A 17,457-nucleotide genomic window follows, 5' to 3' on the forward strand; every position below is an offset into this window, starting at 1 on the left:
TTCGTCCACAGTGGACAAATCACCCCCGCCACACCACCGGGTTCGCTACCGTGGGGGTCATGATCGATGTGCCGCTCTCCGCACTTGAACTCGCGCTCGTCGAAGCCGGGCAGTCGGCCACGGCGGCGCTCGGGCCGCTGTCCTCGGTCGCTCGGCGGCTCGACGACCTCGGCTACCACCGCCTCTGGTTCGCCGAGCATCACGGCTCCCCGGCCATCGCCAGCGCGTCTCCGCAGGTGCTCGCGTCGTACGCGGCCGCGGTGACGTCGCGGGTGCGGGTCGGGTCCGGCGGCGTCCTCGCGCCGAACCACGCGCCGTTCGTGCTGGCCGAGCAGTTCGGCACGCTCTCCGCGCTCAGCGGCGGCCGGGTCGATCTCGGGGTGGGCCGGGGGCCGGGTGCGCTCGACCCGGAGATCATCCGGGCGCTGCGCCGGGGAGCCGAACCGGCGGGAGAAGCCGACTATCACGCCGACGTCGACGAGCTTCTCGGCTATCTCGGCAGCGAAAAGGTGCTCCCCGGCGGAGTGACCGTGCCGGAACCGTGGCTGCTCAGCTCCAGCCCGGCGGGCGCGGAGGTCGCGGCCGAGCGCGGGCTGCCGATCGCGTTCGCACATCACATCCGGCCGGACAACACCGCGCCCTCGCTGGAGCGCTACCGGGAGAAGTTCCAGCCGTCGAAGTGGCGATCCGAGCCGTACGTGCTGTTGTGCGTCGAGACGATCTGCGCGGAAACCGAGGCGGAGGCCGAGTACCTGTCCGGGCCGATGAACGTCCTCAAATCCCACCTGCTCACCGGCGGCGGGGGAGACCAGCCGATGCTGACGCCGGAGCGGGCCGCCGAGTACGAGTTCGCGCCGGAGATGGTTCCGCAGCTCGAACACTTCCGCGCCGCGCAGGCGTACGGCGAGCCGGAGCAGGTCCAAGCGCGGCTCGCGGAGCTGGCGAAGCAGACTGGCGCGGACGAAATCATGGTCACGGTGCCGGTGTTCGACGCGAAGGCGCGCATCCGCTGTTACGAGCTGGTTGCCGGGGCTTGAAAGAACTGTCCGCTCTCCGTGCCAGTGAACGCCGAACGTCGCTAGGCACGGGGTCGTTCCCGACCGGGTTTCCGCGGAATCCCGGTTCCAGGGGACGACAGCGCCGGATTCGACTCGATCCGGCTCGCCTGTAGCGAAAACGAGCGCCTTGCCAGCCAGCTGACAAGGCGCTCGTGCCCTGAAAAAATTAGGTGCGGCAGGGGTGACCGGCGCCGCTCCGGTCACCCCCGCCGCGGCTTATCCGGCGAACGCCGCGCCGGGGAACTTCAGCTGCACCACCACGTTGTCGATGGTGTCCGGCGTGCCGCCGAGCTTGTCGTTGTTCGTCGAGGTCACCCACAGGTGCCCGTCGGGCGTCTTGGTCACCGAGCGCAGCCGGCCCCAGCGGCCGGAGAACACCGCTGACACGTCGCCGATGCTGTCGCCCTTGATCTGCGTCACGAACAACTGCTTGCCGGTCACCGCCGCGATGTAGATCCAGTCGTTCACGATCTCGATCCCGGACGGTCCGGCCTGCGAGGTCGGCCACGTCTTCTTCGGCGCGATCGTCCCCTTGCAGTCGCCGATCGTGCCCTCGCAGGCCGACCAGCCGTAGTTGCCGCCCTTCTGGATCAGGTTCAGCTCGTCCTGGCTGTTCTCGCCGAACTCCGACGACCACAGCCGCCCTTGCGAATCCCAGGCGAGGCCCTGCGGGTTGCGGTGCCCGTAGCTCCAGACGTACCGGGCGTTGCCGCCGGTGGCGTAGAACGGGTTGTCGCTGGGCGCGGACCCGTCGGGGTTGAGCCGCAGGATCTTGCCGTTGAGCGAACTCTTGTTCTGGGCGTTGGCCTTGACCTTCGCGTCGCCGACGGTGGCGTACAGCTTGCCGTCCGGGCCGAACGCGATCCGGCCGCCGTTGTGGTACTGGTTCTTCGACAGGCCGGTCAGCACCGGGGTGGTCGTCTTCGACAGCGTGGTGCCGTCGTAGGTGACCTTCACGATCCGGTTGTCGCTGGACGACGTGTGGTACAGGTACACCGCGTGGTCGGTGTTCCACTGCGGCGAGATCGCCAGTCCGAGCAGGCCGCCCTCGCCGTTCGTGGTGACCACGCCGGGGATCTTGCCGAGCGTCGTCTTCTTGCCGTCCGGGGTGATCTGCAGCAGTTCGAACCGGTCCCGCTCGGTCACCAGCGCGTTGCCGTTCGGCAGGAAGCCGACTGCCCAGCCGAGGTCGACCTTCGCGATGTCCTTGTCGTACGAAGGGATTCCGCCGCCCGCGCCGGTCCTGCTGGTGGTCTTCGCGGTGACCGCGTTGCTCGCTGCGGAGGCGTTTCCGTTGGGGTCACGCGCTTTCACCGTGAACGTGTAGGACGTGTTCGGCTTGAGGTCGGTGACCGTGGCCGAAGTCTGCGTCGTGGTCGAGACGACAGTGCTGCCCTGGTACACGTCGTAGCCCGCGATGGAGCCGCTGTCGTCGGTGGAAGCCTTCCAGGACAACGAAATGCTGTCCGAGGTGCTTCCGGTGGTCTTGAGCGAACCGGGGACGCTCGGCGGGGTTTTGTCGTCGCTGGGCGGGGTTTTCACGCCGACGACGTTGCTCGGCTGCGACGGGTTGCCCGCCGCGTCGTAGGCGATCACCGAGATGTCGTAGGAGGTGTTCGGCGTCAGCTGGTCGACGGTCGCCGAGGTGGTCTTGCCGTCCACCACCTTCAGCGTGTTGCCGCCGCGGTTGATCTCGTACCGCGTGACGCCGACGTTGTCCGTCGCCGGGTCCCAGCGGAAATCGGCCGCGGTGGGCCGGATGTTCGACGCCTGGAAGTTCTTCGGCGGCGTCGGCGGCTCGGTGTCGGCCGGGGCGCTGAAGCTGTCGGTGATCTTGTCGGTGTTGGGGCCGCCGTTCGCGGACGCCGAAACGGTGCGGACGTGGTTGACGCCCGCGGTGAGCTGCACCGTCGCGGTGACGGTCTTCCACGTCGTCCAGGAACCCGTGCCGGGGAAGGAAATCGTGCCCTTGTCGCCGCCGTCGACCACGAGCTTCATCGGCCGGTCGTCGGCGGTTCCGTTGGCGTAGCGGAAAGTCAGCGTGTGCGTGCCGGCTTGCGCCGCGTTGACCGAGTAGTCGGCGTAGCTGCCGACGAGATTGTCGAAGTCCACGAATCCCTTGCCGGAGTAGCCGGAGTGGTTCGTGGCGATCTTGGCCGCCGACAGCGTCGCGTCCTCGGACTCGTAATCCCCGGTGGCCGCGGTCGCGGTCACGGGGGTCAGCAGTGCGCAGCCGAGCGCGGTCGCCGCGGTACCGGCGAACAGCGCGCTCAATGTCGAGCGTCGTGCCACGGGGGCCTCCTGCGTGAGGGGGATCGGGGCGGCGGCGGAGAAGCGGTCACCTTCCCAGCGACTCTTCGTTAGGAAAGTTTCCTATTTATCGGGACAGATCACACACCCTCGGCAGGTGCGGTGTCAATAGTGCGATCGCGGCATTACGCTCCGCAGCGAGTGCCGCGGAGCGTAATGCCGAAAAAAGCCGGGGTCAGAAGCCGGCGATGTCCGCCCGCGCGATCACCTTCGTGATCCTCGCCCGGACGAGGGATTCTTCCGGGACGGCGTTGCGCTCGCCGTAGGCCGGGCCGTTCTCCTCGCCCATGTACCGCGCGCCGAGCCGGGTGGCCCACTCCCGCATTTCGTCCAGGTCGTGGTGCAGCTCCGCCTCGGCGGTGAACTGCACGTACGAGAACGGCGGCCGCTGGTCGTCCACGGCCAGCGAGAGCCGGGCGTCGCGGCGCAGGGCCTTGCCTTTCAGCGTGTCAGTGCCGGTGGTGAAGATCAGCTCGTCGCCGTTCGGTCCCTCGTTCAGCAGGAACCACACGGGCGTGACGACCGGGGCCCCGTTGGCCCGCACGATCCCCAGCATCCCGGTCCGCGTGCCCTCGCTCGCGAACTTCCACCACTCCGCCCTGGTCATCTCCCGCATACCCGCCACGCTAGCCGTCCGCGTGTGCGGGCGCTCGGGCAGGCCGACTAGCCTGACCTGCTGTGCGATACGACGAGATGGGCGCGGCCGGGCTCGCCGACGAGGGGCTGACCCGTCGGCTGAAGGCGCTCGCCTGCACCGCGCCGTTGCACGACCTCGACGCGCGCAAGGCGAAGCTCGACTGGGCCGACGCCACCGTCTACCAGATGGCCGAGATCGCGCTGCACACGATCGACCAGGTCACCATCGCGATGGACTTCGACACCGGGGCCGGGCACGACCAGGTCATCGACCGGCTGCTGCCGTTCATCTCGCTGCAGGCGCCCTCGCGGATGCCGGACGAGCACGTGCGCGTCGCGAAGTGGGTGCTGGACAACCTGATCAACGTCGGCACCACCGACCGCGGCTTCCGGCGCGTCTACGGCTCGCTCGGCCCCGGCGGCTACCAGCGCCGCCAGTTCGACTTCAAGCTCCTGGTCGAGCTGGCCGCGCCGGACGGCGAGGTGTACCTGCGCGCCACCGACGAGGCGATCAACGTGCTGGTCGGCGCACTGGACACGGACGTCGAGTCGGCGCAGATCGCGGCCGAGGTGAAGCTGGAGAACCTGATCAACCGCGGCCGCCTCGCCGACGCGAAGCTCGCCGCGGAGCAGGCGCGCTACCGCACCGTGCAGTACGGCGAGACGCTGCGCGCGAAGCTCGACGCCACTCGCCGCGACGTGCGTGCGGTCGACTGGGAGAGCGAGGTGCCGGATCTGATCGAATCGGCGCTCGGGCACATCGAGTCCCGCTTCCGCGCGGAGAACGCGATCCTGAAGAACATCACCACCGCGCGGGACGGATCCGAGGACCCGGACCACAAGCGCCGTGCCGCCGAGCTGGTCGACATCGTCGCCGACTGCATCCGGCGGCACACCCGGCTCCAGTCGCGGCTGGCCGACGCCGGTGCGGTCTTCCGCGCCGAACAGGACCGCCAGCAGTTCTCCGGACCGCCGCAGCGGGCCACGATCGACCTGTTCGGCCAGCTCCTGATGCCGACGCTCGGTCTGCCGCTCGCCGACGCCACCGCTCCCGCCGAGCACTTCTTCCACGCCGTCGCGGGGATCACGACGCCGGTCGTGCCGTCGCTGTCCTCGCTGGTGTCGCTGCTGCTGCGGCCCGCCCCGGAGCGCGATCAGCTGGTCGGCGAGGTGCCGGAACCGGAGCTGGTGCCCGCCGAGGTGACCGACCGGTTCGGCGACGACGTGTGGCGCCTCGCCGACGAACTGCTCGACCTGCCCGACGTGCCGCGCCGGCTGTCCGGGCTGCTGGAGGAGGCGCGCCGCTCCGGGCAGCCGAACCTGGCGTCCCTGGTCGCGCTGCGTGCGGTGCACGCTTACAGTCCCGAGGTCGGCGCGGCGCGCCGGCAGGGGGAACGCCACGTGCTGCTCGCCGTCGACGACGGCACCCTGCTCGACGACCCGGACTTCGGCGGGGCCGATCTGCTGCTGTCCACCGCGGAGGTCGAACGAGCGGACGACGAGACCGAGGAGGTCGCCTGATGCCCGTGACGCACACGAGCGTCGACGCCGAGGCCGCCGCGCGCCTCGTCGCTTTCGGAATGCGCCCGAAGCAGCTGCCCGCCCGTGACGTCGTGTACGGCGAGCTGGTGCGCCGCTACGGCGAGGACAACGCGTTCAAGGCGCTCACCCACGCGGTCGCGTCCGGGCTCGGGCTGATGGTGCTGGAGGTGACGCAGCAGGCCGGGTGCGTGCTCGCGGCCACCGACGAGTCCGTCTTCGAGATCAAGATGGACAGTTACGCGCGGCAAGCCAAGATCCGCGAGCGGCGCGAGACGGAAAAGGTGCTGCACGGCCTGATCCACCTCGCGACGGCCGCGCTCGGCTACCCGCGGCCGGACGATCTGGCCAACGACACCTACATCGGGCGGGTGAGCGTCGAGCAGGTCGACGCGATGGTCCGCGAGGCGGCTCGTGTGCTCGACGAACGGGCGCAGCTGGCCGAGGCGAACAACGACCCGCTCGCGGACGCGCCGGAGCTGGAGCAGGCGTGGCGCGCGTACGCCCGTCGCCCGGCCGCGGCGGCGACGAAGGACGGCCGGATGGCGGCGGACACCACGCGCGGAATGGTGTCGCGGGCGCTGCGTTTCCTTGCCGACCAAGGCTTTTTGGTGCAGGTGAGCGACGAGCAGGGCGGCACTTACCGCACGACGCCGCGGTATCAGATCCAGGTGCGCGAGCTGGCCGCGGACGCCGCGTTCGACGATCTGCTCGCGCTCGACGTCGTCGCGGTCGCCGGTGCTGGGGGCACCCTGCGCGCGACCGCCTCGGACACGCTGCAGTGAGGGAATCAAGGTCCGTGAGGGGAACCCTGAGGGAATCAGATTCCCTCAGGGTTCCCCTCACGGACCGGCAGGCGGATCAGGCGCGGTAGAGGGGAAACGGATGTACGAGCTTTCGCGGGTCCGCCTGCATTCGGTGGGCCCGGCGGGCGCCCGGTACCAGGACGTGGTGCTGGACTTCAGCGGCGTCGGGGCCACGATCACCGCGCCGAAGCAGGACGCGCTGTTCTCCGCGGGCATCCACGCCGGCGGCCCGGTGCGCCGCCCGTCGCCCGCCAGCGTGCTGTTCCTGGAGAACGGCGGCGGCAAATCGGTGCTGATCAAGCTGATCTTCTCCGTCATGCTGCCCGGGCGGCGCCAGGTCGTCGGCACCACGAGCACGAAGGTGCTGGAGAAGTTCGTGACGGCCAAGGACGTCGCGCACGTCGTCCTGGAGTGGCTGCACGTCGAGACCGGGCAGCGGGTGATCACCGGCAAGGTGTCGGAGTGGCGCGGGCACGTGACGTCCGCGGACTCGGAGAACCTGGTCGACTCCTGGTACTGCTTCCGCCCGACCGCCGAGGTCGCGCTCGATTCGCTGCCGCTGACCGAGGACGGCCGCCTGCTCACGATGTCCGGGTTCCACGACCGGATCGCGGGCGCGGCGATGGCCGAACCGGAGCTGGAGCTGTTCTGGACGCGCCGGCACCACGAGTGGACCGGACGGCTCGACCAGCTCGGCCTCGACACCGAGCTGTTCCGCTACCAGCGCGCGATGAACGCGGGCGAGGGCGAGGCGGCCGACGCGTTCCAGTTCTCCACCGACGAGGCGTTCGTGGAGTTCCTGCTGCGCGCGGTGCTGTCCGAGGACGAGCCGAAGGACCTCGCCGAGGTCGTGTCGACGTACGCGAACAACCTCTCGCAGCGCGGTGATCTGATGGCGGAGAAGGATTTCGTCGAAGGCGCGCTCGAACTGCTGGGCCCGCTGGCCGAAGAAGAAGGCGTGGCCGCGGCGTCGCGCCGGATCGCCGAATCGGCGCGGGAAGACCTCGGCGAGCTGGCCGGGCGGATCCACGCGCGCAACGAGCTGGAAAACGCGCGGCTCTCCGGGCTGGAAGAGCACGTCGAGGAGGTGCGGACCGCCGAAAAGCTCGCCGAGGGCGACCATCGGCGGCTGACCGCGGGGGTCACCGAGCTGCGTCGGCTGGTCGCGGTGCTGCGGCTGGAAGAAGCGCAGATCGAACGCGAGCGCGTCGACGGCGAGCTGGCCGAGGCGAAGACGCAAGCGGAGGCGTGGCGCGAAACCGCGACTGTGCTGAACCGGTTGAACGCCGCGCGCAAGGCGAAAGACCTGCGCGAGCTGGTCGGAAACCGCGAGGAGAAGGCGAAGCCGGCGTTGGCCGCGCGGGACGCGGCGGCGGCCGCGTTGGGGCGCGGGTTGCTTTCGCTGGCGCGTGACGCGCAGCGGCAGGCGGACAAAGCCGAGGCGCACGCGGACGCGTTGCGCGCCGAAGCTGAAAAGGCGCAAGCCGACCGGGACGAGGCGGCGAATCTGGCCGCTGGCCGTCGAGCCGAGGCGCGCGGGCTGTCGTCGCGGATCGCTGAGCTGCGCGAGGAAATCTCGGAATCTGTCCGCAGTGGACTGTTGACCTCCGGCGCGGACGTCGCCGAGTCGGCCAGGGCGGCGCGAGCCGAAGCCGAGGCCGCGGCGGCGGAATCCGTTCGCCGGGAACAGGAACTCGACCGGGTCGGCGAGGACCTGCAAGCTGCGCAGCGTTCGGTCAACGAGGCGCACCAGCTCGCCGGGTCCACTCAGGACCGTCTTGTCCGGGCGGCCGAAGACCTCGATCGGGCGCACCGGCGCACCGACGCGCTGGCCGCGGAACCTCGGTTGATGGAGCTGCTCGGCGCGGACGACGTCAAGCTGGAGAGCGATCTTCCGGTGCTGCTGCAGCGGTTGCGGGACGCGAGCGCGGCGGTGGAGAAGGAACAGACCGCGCTGCGGATGGAGGAGTCCGCTGACGAGCGGGCGCTCGCCGCGCTCGGTTCGGGCGGGCTGCTGCCGCCGCCGGAGGACGTGCAGGCCGCGCTGGACGCGTTGGAGCGGGCCGGAATCACCGCGTGGTCGGGCTGGCGTTATCTGTCCAAACTGGACTCAGTGCGGCGCGACGAGGTTCTGGAGCGGATGCCGCAGCTCGTCGCCGGGGTGCTGCTGAACGATGCGGCGCAGGTGAAGCGGGCGCGTGAAGTGCTGGCGGCGTCCCGGCTGTTGCCGAGCGCGGTGATCGCGGTCGGGACCACAGATGCGTTCCAGAAGGACGGTCCGGCCGCGGCGGGCGTCGAGTTCCTCGTGCCGCCGAACCCGGCGATGTACGACGAGGAAGCCGCCGACACCGAGCGGGAAGCCGTGGCGCAGCGGCATGCCGAGCGGCAGCGTCGGCTGGAGCAGCTGTCGGAATCGCTGGCCAACGACGGCGCGTTGACGTGGAAGCTCACCACCTGGCGCGAGGACTACCCGGCCGGTGCGATCGGGACGCTCGCTGAGCAGGCCGAAACAGCGCGCGTCGCGCGGGAGACCGCGCAGACCGCGCTCGGGCAAGCGGAGGCGGAATTCGCCCGGTTGAGCGAAAAAGCCGCTTCGCTGCGTGAACGGGTCCCGGCGTTGCGGACTGCTGCCGCCGAAGCCGAGGAGAAGGCGCGTCGGCTTGGCGAACTGTCCACACGGGCCGCGCGCGTCGCGGAATGGACCGAAGAAGTCGAGCGAGCAACGGAAATCGCGGAACGCGCGGAGACGTCGGCAGCCGAGGCGTCGGCGCGTGCCGCGCGGTTGCGCGAGCAGGCGGGGGAGGAGCAGCGGACTGCGGACGGGCACCGCCGCACCGTCACCACCGCTCGGTCCGAGCTGGCCGAAGTGCCGGGCGCGGCCGAGTTGCCCGAAGACGTCGAAGCGCCTTCGGAACCGGTGGATGCCTTGCGGCGCACCTTTGTGTCGGCTTCCGAGTCGTACGCGAAGGTCGAGGTCGGCAGCGATCTCCGGGCCGAGTTGGAGCAGGCCGAGTCGGCTGAGGCGGCGGCCTCGTCCGCTTTGGAAGCGCTGGACGAAGAAGTCCGGGTGCGCGCGGCGACGTTGCTGGAGACGCCGGACGGTTCGGACGCTTCCGCGCGGGCGGCGGCGCTGGCCCGCGCGCGGCGAGCCGTCGACGCGCTGGAGGAAGAACGCACCGAGGCGATCGGCCAGGTGTCGACGCGCCGGGCCGAGCTGGACGTCCTGCCGTTGCAGACCGGCGTCGCTTCTCCGGCCGAGCGACCGCGCGACATCGAGCACGGCCTCGAGCTGATCGACGCGGCTTCGCTGGAAGTGTCCGCAGCGGCCCGGAAATGGGAAGAGCTGCAGGAACGCCGAGCCGCGGCGGACGCGACGCTGGACGCGGGCAAGGCGTCGGCGTCCGGCTTCGGCTTGCTGTCGGAATCGTTGGCGCACTTGCGTTCGGAGGAACCGGCGGACGCGTACGACGGCGACGTCGAATCCGCGCGGACCCGGTACAACCAGCTCAACACCGTGCTGAACGACGCCCAGTCGGCGGCCGACGCCGGCGAACGGCGGGTGCGCGCGGCGGCGGACCAGCTGGCGCAGTACGCGACCGAAAAGCGGTTCGAGAAGCTCAGCACGCCGGTGCGGCAGCAGGTGATTTCCGTGAAGCGGGACCAGCTTCCCGCGCACGCGGCGGAATGGGGCGAGGCGTTGCGGCCCCGGCTGCGGACGCTCACCGACGATCTCGCGCAGATCGACCGGCACCGCGGCGGCATCATCACGCGGCTGCAGGGCATGGTCGAAGGCGCGTTGCGCACCTTGCGGTCGGCGCAACGGGTCTCGCGGCTGCCGGACGGGCTCGGCGACTGGTCCGGCCAGGAGTTCCTGCGGATCCGGTTCACCGAGCTGGAAGACCATGTGCTGGCGGAAAAACTGGGCGAGGTCGTCGACGAGGCGGCCGCGGGCAAGACCGCCGACGGCCGCGACGTGAAGCGCGACGGGCTGTCGCTGGTGTTGCGCGGGGTGCACGTCGCCTCGCCCAAGGGGTACCGGGTCGACATGCTCAAGCCGGATTCCGTGCTGCGCACCGAACGGCAGCGGGTGTCGGAGATCCGCGACGTGTTCTCCGGCGGCCAGCAGCTGACCGCGGCGATCATCCTGTACTGCACGCTGGCGGCTTTGCGCGCCAACAACCGGGGCAAGGCGCGGAACCGGCATTCGGGGGTGTTGTTCCTGGACAACCCGATCGGCCGCGCGTCGGCCGGGTATCTGCTGGAACTGCAGCGGGCCGTGGCGGAGGCGCTGGGGGTGCAGCTGATCTACACGACCGGTCTGTTCGACGCGGGCGCGCTGGCGGAATTCCCGCTGATCGTGCGGCTGCGCAACGACGCGGATCTGCGCGCCGGGCGGAAGTACCTGTCGGTGGACGCGACGATCCGGAATTCTCTCGACGACCTCGGGGATCCCGACGGCGTGGCCCGGCTTTCGGCGACGCGGATGTTCAGCCGGGCGTCTTCTTCTCCTTCGGTCGATTCGGCTGCGGAAGAAGAACAACCGGCCTGACGGTGTGGCTGGCGCGCGGTCTGCCGTGGAGGGCACACCGCGCGCCGAGACCCGTCAGCTGACGGGCACGTACGCCAGCCCGTGTCCGCCCGGTGCTCCTGCCGCCTTGGTGTCCAAAGTGGTCACCAGCGCGCGGGTCTCGAGATCGATGACCTCCACCGCGGTCGAGGCCGCGCCGGACACGAAAGCGATCCGGCCGTCCGGATCGGACAGAATGGCCAGCGGAAACTCCGTCCGCAGCTCCATCGAGCCGAGCAGTTCGTTGCTGGTCGCCGAAAACGCCAGCAACCGCCCGCCCAGCTCGGCGGCGAGCACCTCGCCGGACTGTGTGCAATGGATCGGCAGCACCGGACGTTCCGTCGGCAACAGGGTTTCGAGCGATCCTGCGACCGCGTCGAACACCCGAATCCCGGGTGCCGCGCGAACCGGCTCGGTGCCGTTCTCCAGATACGGTGCCGCGACGTACAGCCGCTTGCCGTCCCGGGAAATCTCCAACCCTTCACTGTCCGGCACGGAAATCCGCTCTACGTCGCCACTGTCCAAGTCCACAAAGGACACAAACGGCGCTTCCTTGTTGGTCACGAACCCGCGCCGCCCATCCGGACTGATCGCGACCCGATGCGGCCCGGGCGCACCGGTCGCGAGATGCCGCACCGGCCGTCGCGTCGCGGTATCGACCACCACCAGACCGCCTTCGCTCGCCGGACCCGCCTCGACGGTCGCGTACAGCAGCCCCCGCAGCGGATCGATCGCCAACCCGTGCGGCGCGTGATCCGGCGAAATGTCGACGACCTCCAGGATCTCGCGCGAATCCGGATCGATCGCAGTCAGCTCGGTCGCCCGCTCGCCATGTCCGTGATAGGCGCCGTCGCGGTACGCGCTCGCGCACCAGACGAGGCGATGAACCGGGTCGAAGCAGAGATCGTGCGGCTGGGCAGGCACTTCGACAGTGCCGAGATGCTTCCCGCTCCCAACCTCGAAGAACGCGACTGCCGGGCCCTTCGCCCCAGCGACCGCGAGAATCGCTTCTTGCATAGGTGTCTCCTTCCAAGTGGCTACCTGATCCGCTCTGGGCGGCGGCGGTTTGCGCGTCGATGCAAGAATCGGCACGGAATTCTTCCGCTGAACGCAAACCTTCCGGGTGGCCATGGACCTCAACCTCTTGCGCGTGCTGGACGTGCTGCTGCAGGAAGGCAGCGTCACGCGCGCCGCGGCGAGACTGGGCAGCTCGCCCGCCGCGGTAAGCCGAACCCTCGCCAAACTGCGCCGCGCCGCCGGTGACCCGCTTCTGGTGCGGGCGGGCCAAGGCCTGGTCCCGACCCCGCGCGCCCTGGAACTGAAGGACGAAGTCACCGCCCTGGTGCACCGCGCCGACCGCATCCTGGCCCCCGGCCCCGGCTTCACCCCCGCGGACTTGCGCCGCACCTTCACCATCCAAGCCGCCGACCTGGTGGTGAGCGGCTTAGCCGGCCCCTTGACCGCCCGCATCCGCGCCGAAGCTCCGCACGTCGAGGTCATCTTTCTCCCGGAGTCCACAGAGGACAGCGGTGCCCTGCGCGACGGCCGGGTAGACCTCGAGATCGGCGCCGCCGGCCATCACGACCCGGAAACCCGCACCGAACCGTTGGTGCGATCGACCGTCCTGGGCATTGCGCGGCAAGGGAATCCGCTCTTCGACGTGCCGGTGGATCCAGCGCGCTTCGCCGCCGCCGAGCACATCGGCATCTCCCGGCGAGGCAAGCAAACCGGCCCGATCGACCTTGCGTTGACCCAACTGGGCTTACGCCGACGAGTCGCCGTGGTCGTCCCCGGCCACCCGAGCGCCCTGATCCTGGCGAGCGGCAGCGACCTGGTGACCATCGGCATCGCGGGCTGGCTGGACCCGTTCCTGGCCGCTCTGGACCTGCGCACCTTCCCCATCCCGCTGGACCTTCCGCCGATCGAGCTGGGCCTGGCCTGGCACCCCCGGACCGCCGCCGACCCGGCCCAGCTCTGGTTCCGCGACCGCGTGCGCGCCGCCCTGCTCGCCTCGTCTTGACCAGCGCGGATGCGATTTCTGTCGGACCTTGCTGGTAGGAATCGAGTCGTGAAGATGACCCTCGCCCAGCGCCGGGCCCGCCTCGGCGTACGCCACCACCTGGCGGCCCGGACGACGACCGTCGAGGAAGCAGTCGACGGCGTTGTCGCACTGCACGCCACCGATCCCGCTTCGGTGTACCTGTCCGCCTGGTCGCGCGTGCGGGCGGTCTCGGTCGCCGAGGTCGAGGAGGCGCTGTACGCGCGGCGCACCCTTCTGCGTTTGCTGGGCATGCGGCGCACCATGTTTGTCACCGATGTCGCCACCGCCGGTTTGATGCAAGCGGCGTGCTCGTACGACGTCGCTGCCCGTCAACGCCGTCTGCTGGAAAAGCAGCTAGGCACCCTGGGGTATCCGGAGAACGTCGCGCATCCCGGCGAATGGCTGGGCGAGGTGATGGCGAGCGTCGAAAAAGCCTTGCGCGCCAGGGGATCGGCGACCGCTCAGCAACTGGCGGACGACGAACCGCGCCTGCGTCAGCAACTGTTGATGGCGAAGGGAAAACCGTACGAGTCGATCGGCAATGTGACCAGCCGGGTGCTGTTCCAGCTGGCAGCCGAGGGGCACATCGTGCGCGGCCGGCCGCGGGGGAGCTGGCAAAGCACGCAGTATTACTGGTCTCCGCTGACCGATTGGCTGGCGGAAGGTGCCGCCGTTTCGGGGTCGGGCAAAGCGGGCCGCGCTACCCTGGGTTCCGAGGCAGGCCGCCCTGCCGCCGTTGCCGGGCCGGGCCACGCTGAATCCGGTGGCCCAGCCGGGGGAGGCGGCTCCGGCACGGGAGCCGGTGGCCCAGCCGGGGGAGGCAGCTCTGACGCGGGAGCCGTTGGCGAGGCGGGCCGCCCGACCACCGGCACCGGTTCGGGCCGCTCCGGTGCCCGGTCAGATCGCCCCGCCCCCGGCACTGCTGACTGGCCAGGCCTCTCCGAAGACGAAGCCCGAGCCGCCCTGGCCCGGCGATGGCTTTACGCCTTCGGCCCCGCCCCGGTCGCCGACCTCCGCTGGTGGACCGGCTGGGCGGCAGGCCAAACGAAAAAGGCGCTGACCGCCCTCTCCCCGGCCGAGGTCGACCTGGACGGCGAACCAGCGATCGCCCTGCCGGACGACCTGGCCCCGGTCGCTGATCCGGACCCGTGGATCGCCTTGCTCCCCGCCCTGGACCCGACCGCGATGGGCTGGCAGTCCCGGGACTGGTACGTCGGCCCGCACCGCCCCGCCTTGTTCGACCGCAGCGGCAACATCGGCCCGACAATCTGGAGCGACGGCCGGATCGTCGGCGCTTGGGCCCACCGCCCGTCGGGAGAAGTCGCGGTCCGGCTGTTCGAGGACGTGGGGGCGGAGAAGATTGCCGCGGTGGACGCCGAGGCGGCCCGGCTGAGCGAATGGCTGGGGGAGGCGCGAGTGGTGCCGAAGTTCCGCACCCCGGCGGAGAAGGAGCTGGCTGGATAGAGCGGTTCACACTTGTGCCGGGATGACCGGCCGGGTGCCAGGCCTGACGATTCGGCTGCCCAGCGGACGCAGCGGCCGGACGGCCTGGCGGTTCGGCTGGACGACGCCGGGCCTCGCTGGGCGACGTCGGGGCTGGCCGGGCGACGCCGGGGCTGGCCGGACGTGGCCGAGCCTCGCTGGACGTGGCCGGGTCGCACCGGGCCTCGCTGGGCGACGTCGGGGCTCGCCGGGCGACCTCGGGGCTGGCCGGACGTGGTCGGGTCTCGCCGGACGTGGCCGGGTCTCGCCGCGCGACGCCGGGGCTGGCCGGGACTGCTCAGGACTGTCGAGCAGCCAGGTCTCCGAGTCGCGAGGAGACAGAAGCCGTTCGGCACCTCGCCCGCCTCCCGACCAGGCGTCCAGCGATCAGGACGACCGGCGACCCGGCCCCCGGACGTCAGCGGGCCGGGCCGCCCAGAGCGCGAAGAACCTACTTGTTCACCTTGAACGATTTCAGGATCTCGTCCTTGTCCGCGGTGGTCAGATTCCGGTACCCGTCGATGGTCAAGGTCGGATCCATCAGGTAGTAGCAGAGGACAGCGGTCACCGGCTTCCCCGCGGAATCCTTGGACGGGAGCGCCACGAAGACCATGCCGTTGTCGAAATCGGGGTCTGTGTTGACGCCGCCGTCGCAGTCGGCGACACCGTGATGGGCGGGGCGGACGGAATACTTGAATCCCTGGATCCCGTCGATGTTCGCGTCGCCCCATTGGCCGTGCGCGGCATCGTTGACGTCTTGGAACTTGAAGCCGGTGCTCGTCTCGTAGAAGGGCGGGACGACCTTCTGGAAAAGCTTCAAGGCCTCTTCTTTGCTCGCACCGGAACCAGCCGGATACGCCGCGGTGAAGATGGACGCCTTGGTCACCCCGGCCTGAGAAGGCTTCCCGTCCTTGGCGCCGTGGCACTCGCCGACGCCGTACTGCAGCATCTTCCACTGGCCGCCGCCCATGGTCAGCCGGGCGGTGAAGGGGGTCCACTCGTCACCGACCTCGTATTCGAGGCCCGCCGCGTCGTCGGTGACGGTCTGGACTCCGGTGATGTGGGTCCAGTTCACCACGACGACCAGGCAGAGAAAAGCCACGGCCAAGGCGAGCCCGAGGCCGGACGGGATGAAGACCAAGAGCTTCTTCTTGCGGCTCCACTTCTTCCGCGGCTTCTCGCCGCCGCCGTTTCCTTCCGGCGCGGCCTGCTGGTGAGAAACGCCGCCGGGGTTCCACTGCGGCCCCGGCCCGGACGGTCCCTCGGGGAATTGCTGCGGATACCCGCCTTGTCCCTGGCCGGGATATCCCCCGTAATGGGGTCGCCCCGGTGGATTGCCGTGCCGCGGGTACCCGCCTGGCTGCATTTTCGCCGTTCCTCCCCTGGATGCCTTCCGGCGCGTCGCGGAATCGCGAAGATCAACTTAACCCAAGCGGTCCGGCAGCCTGCCGCGTTTTGTCCAAAAAGCCCGAAGCGACCGGGCTGAGTTCGTCGTGCGTGCGGTCTCTCGCGAGAATCGACCCTGAAGATCGCCGAACGGGCCCTGCGGAAACGCCGCACCAGGCACCCGAATCGGCTTCGAAACCCGCCGCGCCGGTCCCGGCTGGGCCCGCCTCCGAACCCCGGCCGGCGCCCGCCTCCGCCCGCGCCCCGCGCGACCCCGTCCCGCGGCGCCCGGCGAAACCGTCCCGACAGCGTGAACCGGGGCACCAAGACCGATCAAGCCACTGGTCCGCCCCCGCCCCGGACCCGCTCGGGAGCGCTCGCCCCGTTTCGGGCCCTCACCCGGCTGAGCTGGGTTCTTAATCGATTCTTGACGTCTCCCGGCAGTGGTGGAAGTCTCGTCAGGGCAGTCCAGGGCAACGGCGCCCGCACGCTAGGGTTGCGCCGAAACCCGGAAGTCGCAGAAGCTTCTCCGGGGCGGGCGCCCCGGGAGAACTTCCGCAGTGTCCAACCTAGCGGCAGGCGGCCGGTGCGCCGCCGCCGTGATCAACACCAGAGGAGTGGCAGCAGTGACCGTTCGCGTAGGTGTCAACGGCTTCGGCCGGATCGGCCGCAACTTCTTCCGTGCCGTGAAGGCGAGCGGTCACGACATCGAGGTCGTCGCGTTCAACGACCTCGGCGACGTCGCCACCATGGCCCACCTGCTCAAGTACGACTCGATCCTCGGCCGCTTCCCGGGCGAGGTCACCGTCAGCGACGAGGGCATCGTCGTCGACGGCAAGACCATCAAGGCCCTCGCCGAGCGCGACCCGGCCAACCTGCCCTGGGGCGACCTGGGCGTGGACGTCGTCGTCGAGTCGACCGGTTTCTTCACCAACGCCGACGCCGCCAAGGCGCACATCGCCGGCGGCGCGAAGAAGGTCATCATCTCCGCGCCCGCCAAGGGCGAGGACCTGACCGTCGTCCTCGGCGTCAACGACGACAAGTACGACGGCTCGCAGACGATCATCTCGAACGCGTCCTGCACCACCAACTGCCTCGGCCCGCTGGCCAAGGTCCTCAACGACGCCTTCGGCATCGAGCAGGGCCTGATGACCACGATCCACGCCTACACGCAGGACCAGAACCTGCAGGACGGCCCGCACAAGGACCTGCGCCGCGCCCGCGCCGCCGCCCTGAACGTCGTCCCGGCCTCCACCGGCGCGGCCAAGGCGATCGGCCTCGTGCTGCCGGAGCTGCTCGGCAAGCTGGACGGCTACGCGCTGCGCGTCCCGGTCCCGACCGGCTCGGCCACCGACCTCACCGTCACCCTCAAGAAGCCGGCCACCGTCGACGAGATCAACGCCGCCTACAAGGCCGCCGCCGAAGGCCCGCTGGCCGGCATCCTGAAGTACTCGGTCGACCCGATCGTGTCCTCGGACATCGTCACCGACCCGGCCTCCTGCATCTACGACTCGCCTCTCACCAAGGTGATCGGCGACCAGGTCAAGGTCGTCGGCTGGTACGACAACGAGTGGGGCTACTCCAACCGCCTCGCCGACCTGATCAAGCTCGTCGGCTCGAAGCTCTGAACCG

Annotated in this window: 10 protein-coding genes and 1 pseudogene; 7 read left to right on the forward strand and 4 right to left on the reverse strand. The window is 70.0% G+C overall.

What is annotated here, in order from left to right:
• Positions 1 to 59 precede the first annotated feature (59 nt).
• Positions 60 to 1,037, forward strand: coding sequence for an LLM class flavin-dependent oxidoreductase (locus ACZ7SW_RS30835; protein ID WP_470233870.1), 978 nt, complete (start codon positions 60 to 62; stop codon positions 1,035 to 1,037).
• Positions 1,038 to 1,277: 240 nt separating this feature from the next.
• Here ACZ7SW_RS30835 and ACZ7SW_RS30840 read toward each other — a convergent pair.
• Together ACZ7SW_RS30840 and ACZ7SW_RS30845 are read right to left on the reverse strand one after the other, a co-directional pair.
• Positions 1,278 to 3,323 (reverse strand): annotated as a pseudogene (locus tag ACZ7SW_RS30840) (PQQ-dependent sugar dehydrogenase); the annotation flags it as partial.
• Between the two features lie 220 nt (positions 3,324 to 3,543).
• Positions 3,544 to 3,984, reverse strand: a complete 441-nt coding sequence (locus ACZ7SW_RS30845) for a PPOX class F420-dependent oxidoreductase (protein WP_470233871.1) — start codon at positions 3,982 to 3,984, stop codon at positions 3,544 to 3,546.
• Between the two features lie 77 nt (positions 3,985 to 4,061).
• On the opposite strand from ACZ7SW_RS30845, the gene ACZ7SW_RS30850 reads away from it, so the two are divergent.
• The 3 genes from ACZ7SW_RS30850 to ACZ7SW_RS30860 all read left to right on the forward strand — a co-directional run bounded on the left by ACZ7SW_RS30850 (position 4,062) and on the right by ACZ7SW_RS30860 (position 10,898).
• Positions 4,062 to 5,525, forward strand: a complete 1,464-nt coding sequence (locus ACZ7SW_RS30850; RefSeq protein ID WP_470234093.1) for a hypothetical protein — start codon at positions 4,062 to 4,064, stop codon at positions 5,523 to 5,525.
• Complete coding sequence (locus tag ACZ7SW_RS30855; RefSeq protein ID WP_037814632.1) at positions 5,525 to 6,328, forward strand: hypothetical protein; 804 nt, start codon at positions 5,525 to 5,527, stop codon at positions 6,326 to 6,328. Before ACZ7SW_RS30850 ends, ACZ7SW_RS30855 begins: the two co-directional genes overlap by 1 nt.
• A gap of 100 nt (positions 6,329 to 6,428) precedes the next feature.
• On the forward strand, positions 6,429 to 10,898 hold the full coding sequence (locus tag ACZ7SW_RS30860) for a coiled-coil domain-containing protein (RefSeq protein ID WP_470233872.1): 4,470 nt from the start codon (positions 6,429 to 6,431) through the stop codon (positions 10,896 to 10,898).
• Between the two features lie 54 nt (positions 10,899 to 10,952).
• Here the strand turns inward: ACZ7SW_RS30860 and ACZ7SW_RS30865 are convergent, their stop codons facing one another.
• Entirely contained in the window at positions 10,953 to 11,933 is a 981-nt protein-coding gene (locus ACZ7SW_RS30865; RefSeq protein ID WP_470233873.1) for a YncE family protein, read from the reverse strand.
• A 112-nt stretch (positions 11,934 to 12,045) separates the two neighbouring features.
• Here ACZ7SW_RS30865 and ACZ7SW_RS30870 point away from each other — a divergent pair, with 112 nt between their 5' ends.
• Both ACZ7SW_RS30870 and ACZ7SW_RS30875 read left to right on the forward strand, forming a co-directional pair.
• The gene (locus tag ACZ7SW_RS30870) at positions 12,046 to 12,936 is read left to right on the forward strand and encodes a LysR family transcriptional regulator (protein ID WP_470233874.1); all 891 of its coding nucleotides are present in this window, start codon (positions 12,046 to 12,048) and stop codon (positions 12,934 to 12,936) included.
• A gap of 54 nt (positions 12,937 to 12,990) precedes the next feature.
• A complete protein-coding gene (locus ACZ7SW_RS30875) occupies positions 12,991 to 14,421 on the forward strand; it encodes a winged helix DNA-binding domain-containing protein (protein WP_470234094.1) in 1,431 nt (476 codons plus the stop codon).
• Between the two features lie 469 nt (positions 14,422 to 14,890).
• On the opposite strand, the gene ACZ7SW_RS30880 is transcribed toward ACZ7SW_RS30875, so the two are convergent.
• Positions 14,891 to 15,805: a hypothetical protein gene (locus ACZ7SW_RS30880; protein ID WP_470233875.1), complete on the reverse strand. Its 915-nt coding sequence runs from the start codon at positions 15,803 to 15,805 to the stop codon at positions 14,891 to 14,893.
• 646 nt (positions 15,806 to 16,451) lie between these two features.
• Here ACZ7SW_RS30880 and gap point away from each other — a divergent pair.
• Positions 16,452 to 17,453 carry a type I glyceraldehyde-3-phosphate dehydrogenase gene (gap, locus tag ACZ7SW_RS30885; RefSeq protein WP_470233876.1) on the forward strand — a complete coding sequence of 334 codons (1,002 nt, stop codon included), beginning with the start codon at positions 16,452 to 16,454 and terminating at the stop codon, positions 17,451 to 17,453.
• Positions 17,454 to 17,457 lie beyond the last annotated feature (4 nt).

The organism is Amycolatopsis sp. NPDC114484 (genome assembly GCF_055633755.1).

What these genes read in the sequence shown, in the direction of transcription:
- ACZ7SW_RS30875 (WP_470234094.1), top strand. Translation starts at nt 12,991, where the DNA reads ATGACCCTCGCCCAGCGCCGGGCCCGCCTCGGCGTACGCCACCACCTG.
- ACZ7SW_RS30850 (WP_470234093.1), top strand. Translation starts at nt 4,062, where the DNA reads ATGGGCGCGGCCGGGCTCGCCGACGAGGGGCTGACCCGTCGGCTGAAG.
- ACZ7SW_RS30865 (WP_470233873.1), bottom strand. Translation starts at nt 11,933, where the DNA reads ATGCAAGAAGCGATTCTCGCGGTCGCTGGGGCGAAGGGCCCGGCAGTC.
- ACZ7SW_RS30855 (WP_037814632.1), top strand. Translation starts at nt 5,525, where the DNA reads ATGCCCGTGACGCACACGAGCGTCGACGCCGAGGCCGCCGCGCGCCTC.
- ACZ7SW_RS30860 (WP_470233872.1), top strand. Translation starts at nt 6,429, where the DNA reads ATGTACGAGCTTTCGCGGGTCCGCCTGCATTCGGTGGGCCCGGCGGGC.
- ACZ7SW_RS30835 (WP_470233870.1), top strand. Translation starts at nt 60, where the DNA reads ATGATCGATGTGCCGCTCTCCGCACTTGAACTCGCGCTCGTCGAAGCC.
- ACZ7SW_RS30870 (WP_470233874.1), top strand. Translation starts at nt 12,046, where the DNA reads ATGGACCTCAACCTCTTGCGCGTGCTGGACGTGCTGCTGCAGGAAGGC.
- ACZ7SW_RS30845 (WP_470233871.1), bottom strand. Translation starts at nt 3,984, where the DNA reads ATGCGGGAGATGACCAGGGCGGAGTGGTGGAAGTTCGCGAGCGAGGGC.
- ACZ7SW_RS30880 (WP_470233875.1), bottom strand. Translation starts at nt 15,805, where the DNA reads ATGCAGCCAGGCGGGTACCCGCGGCACGGCAATCCACCGGGGCGACCC.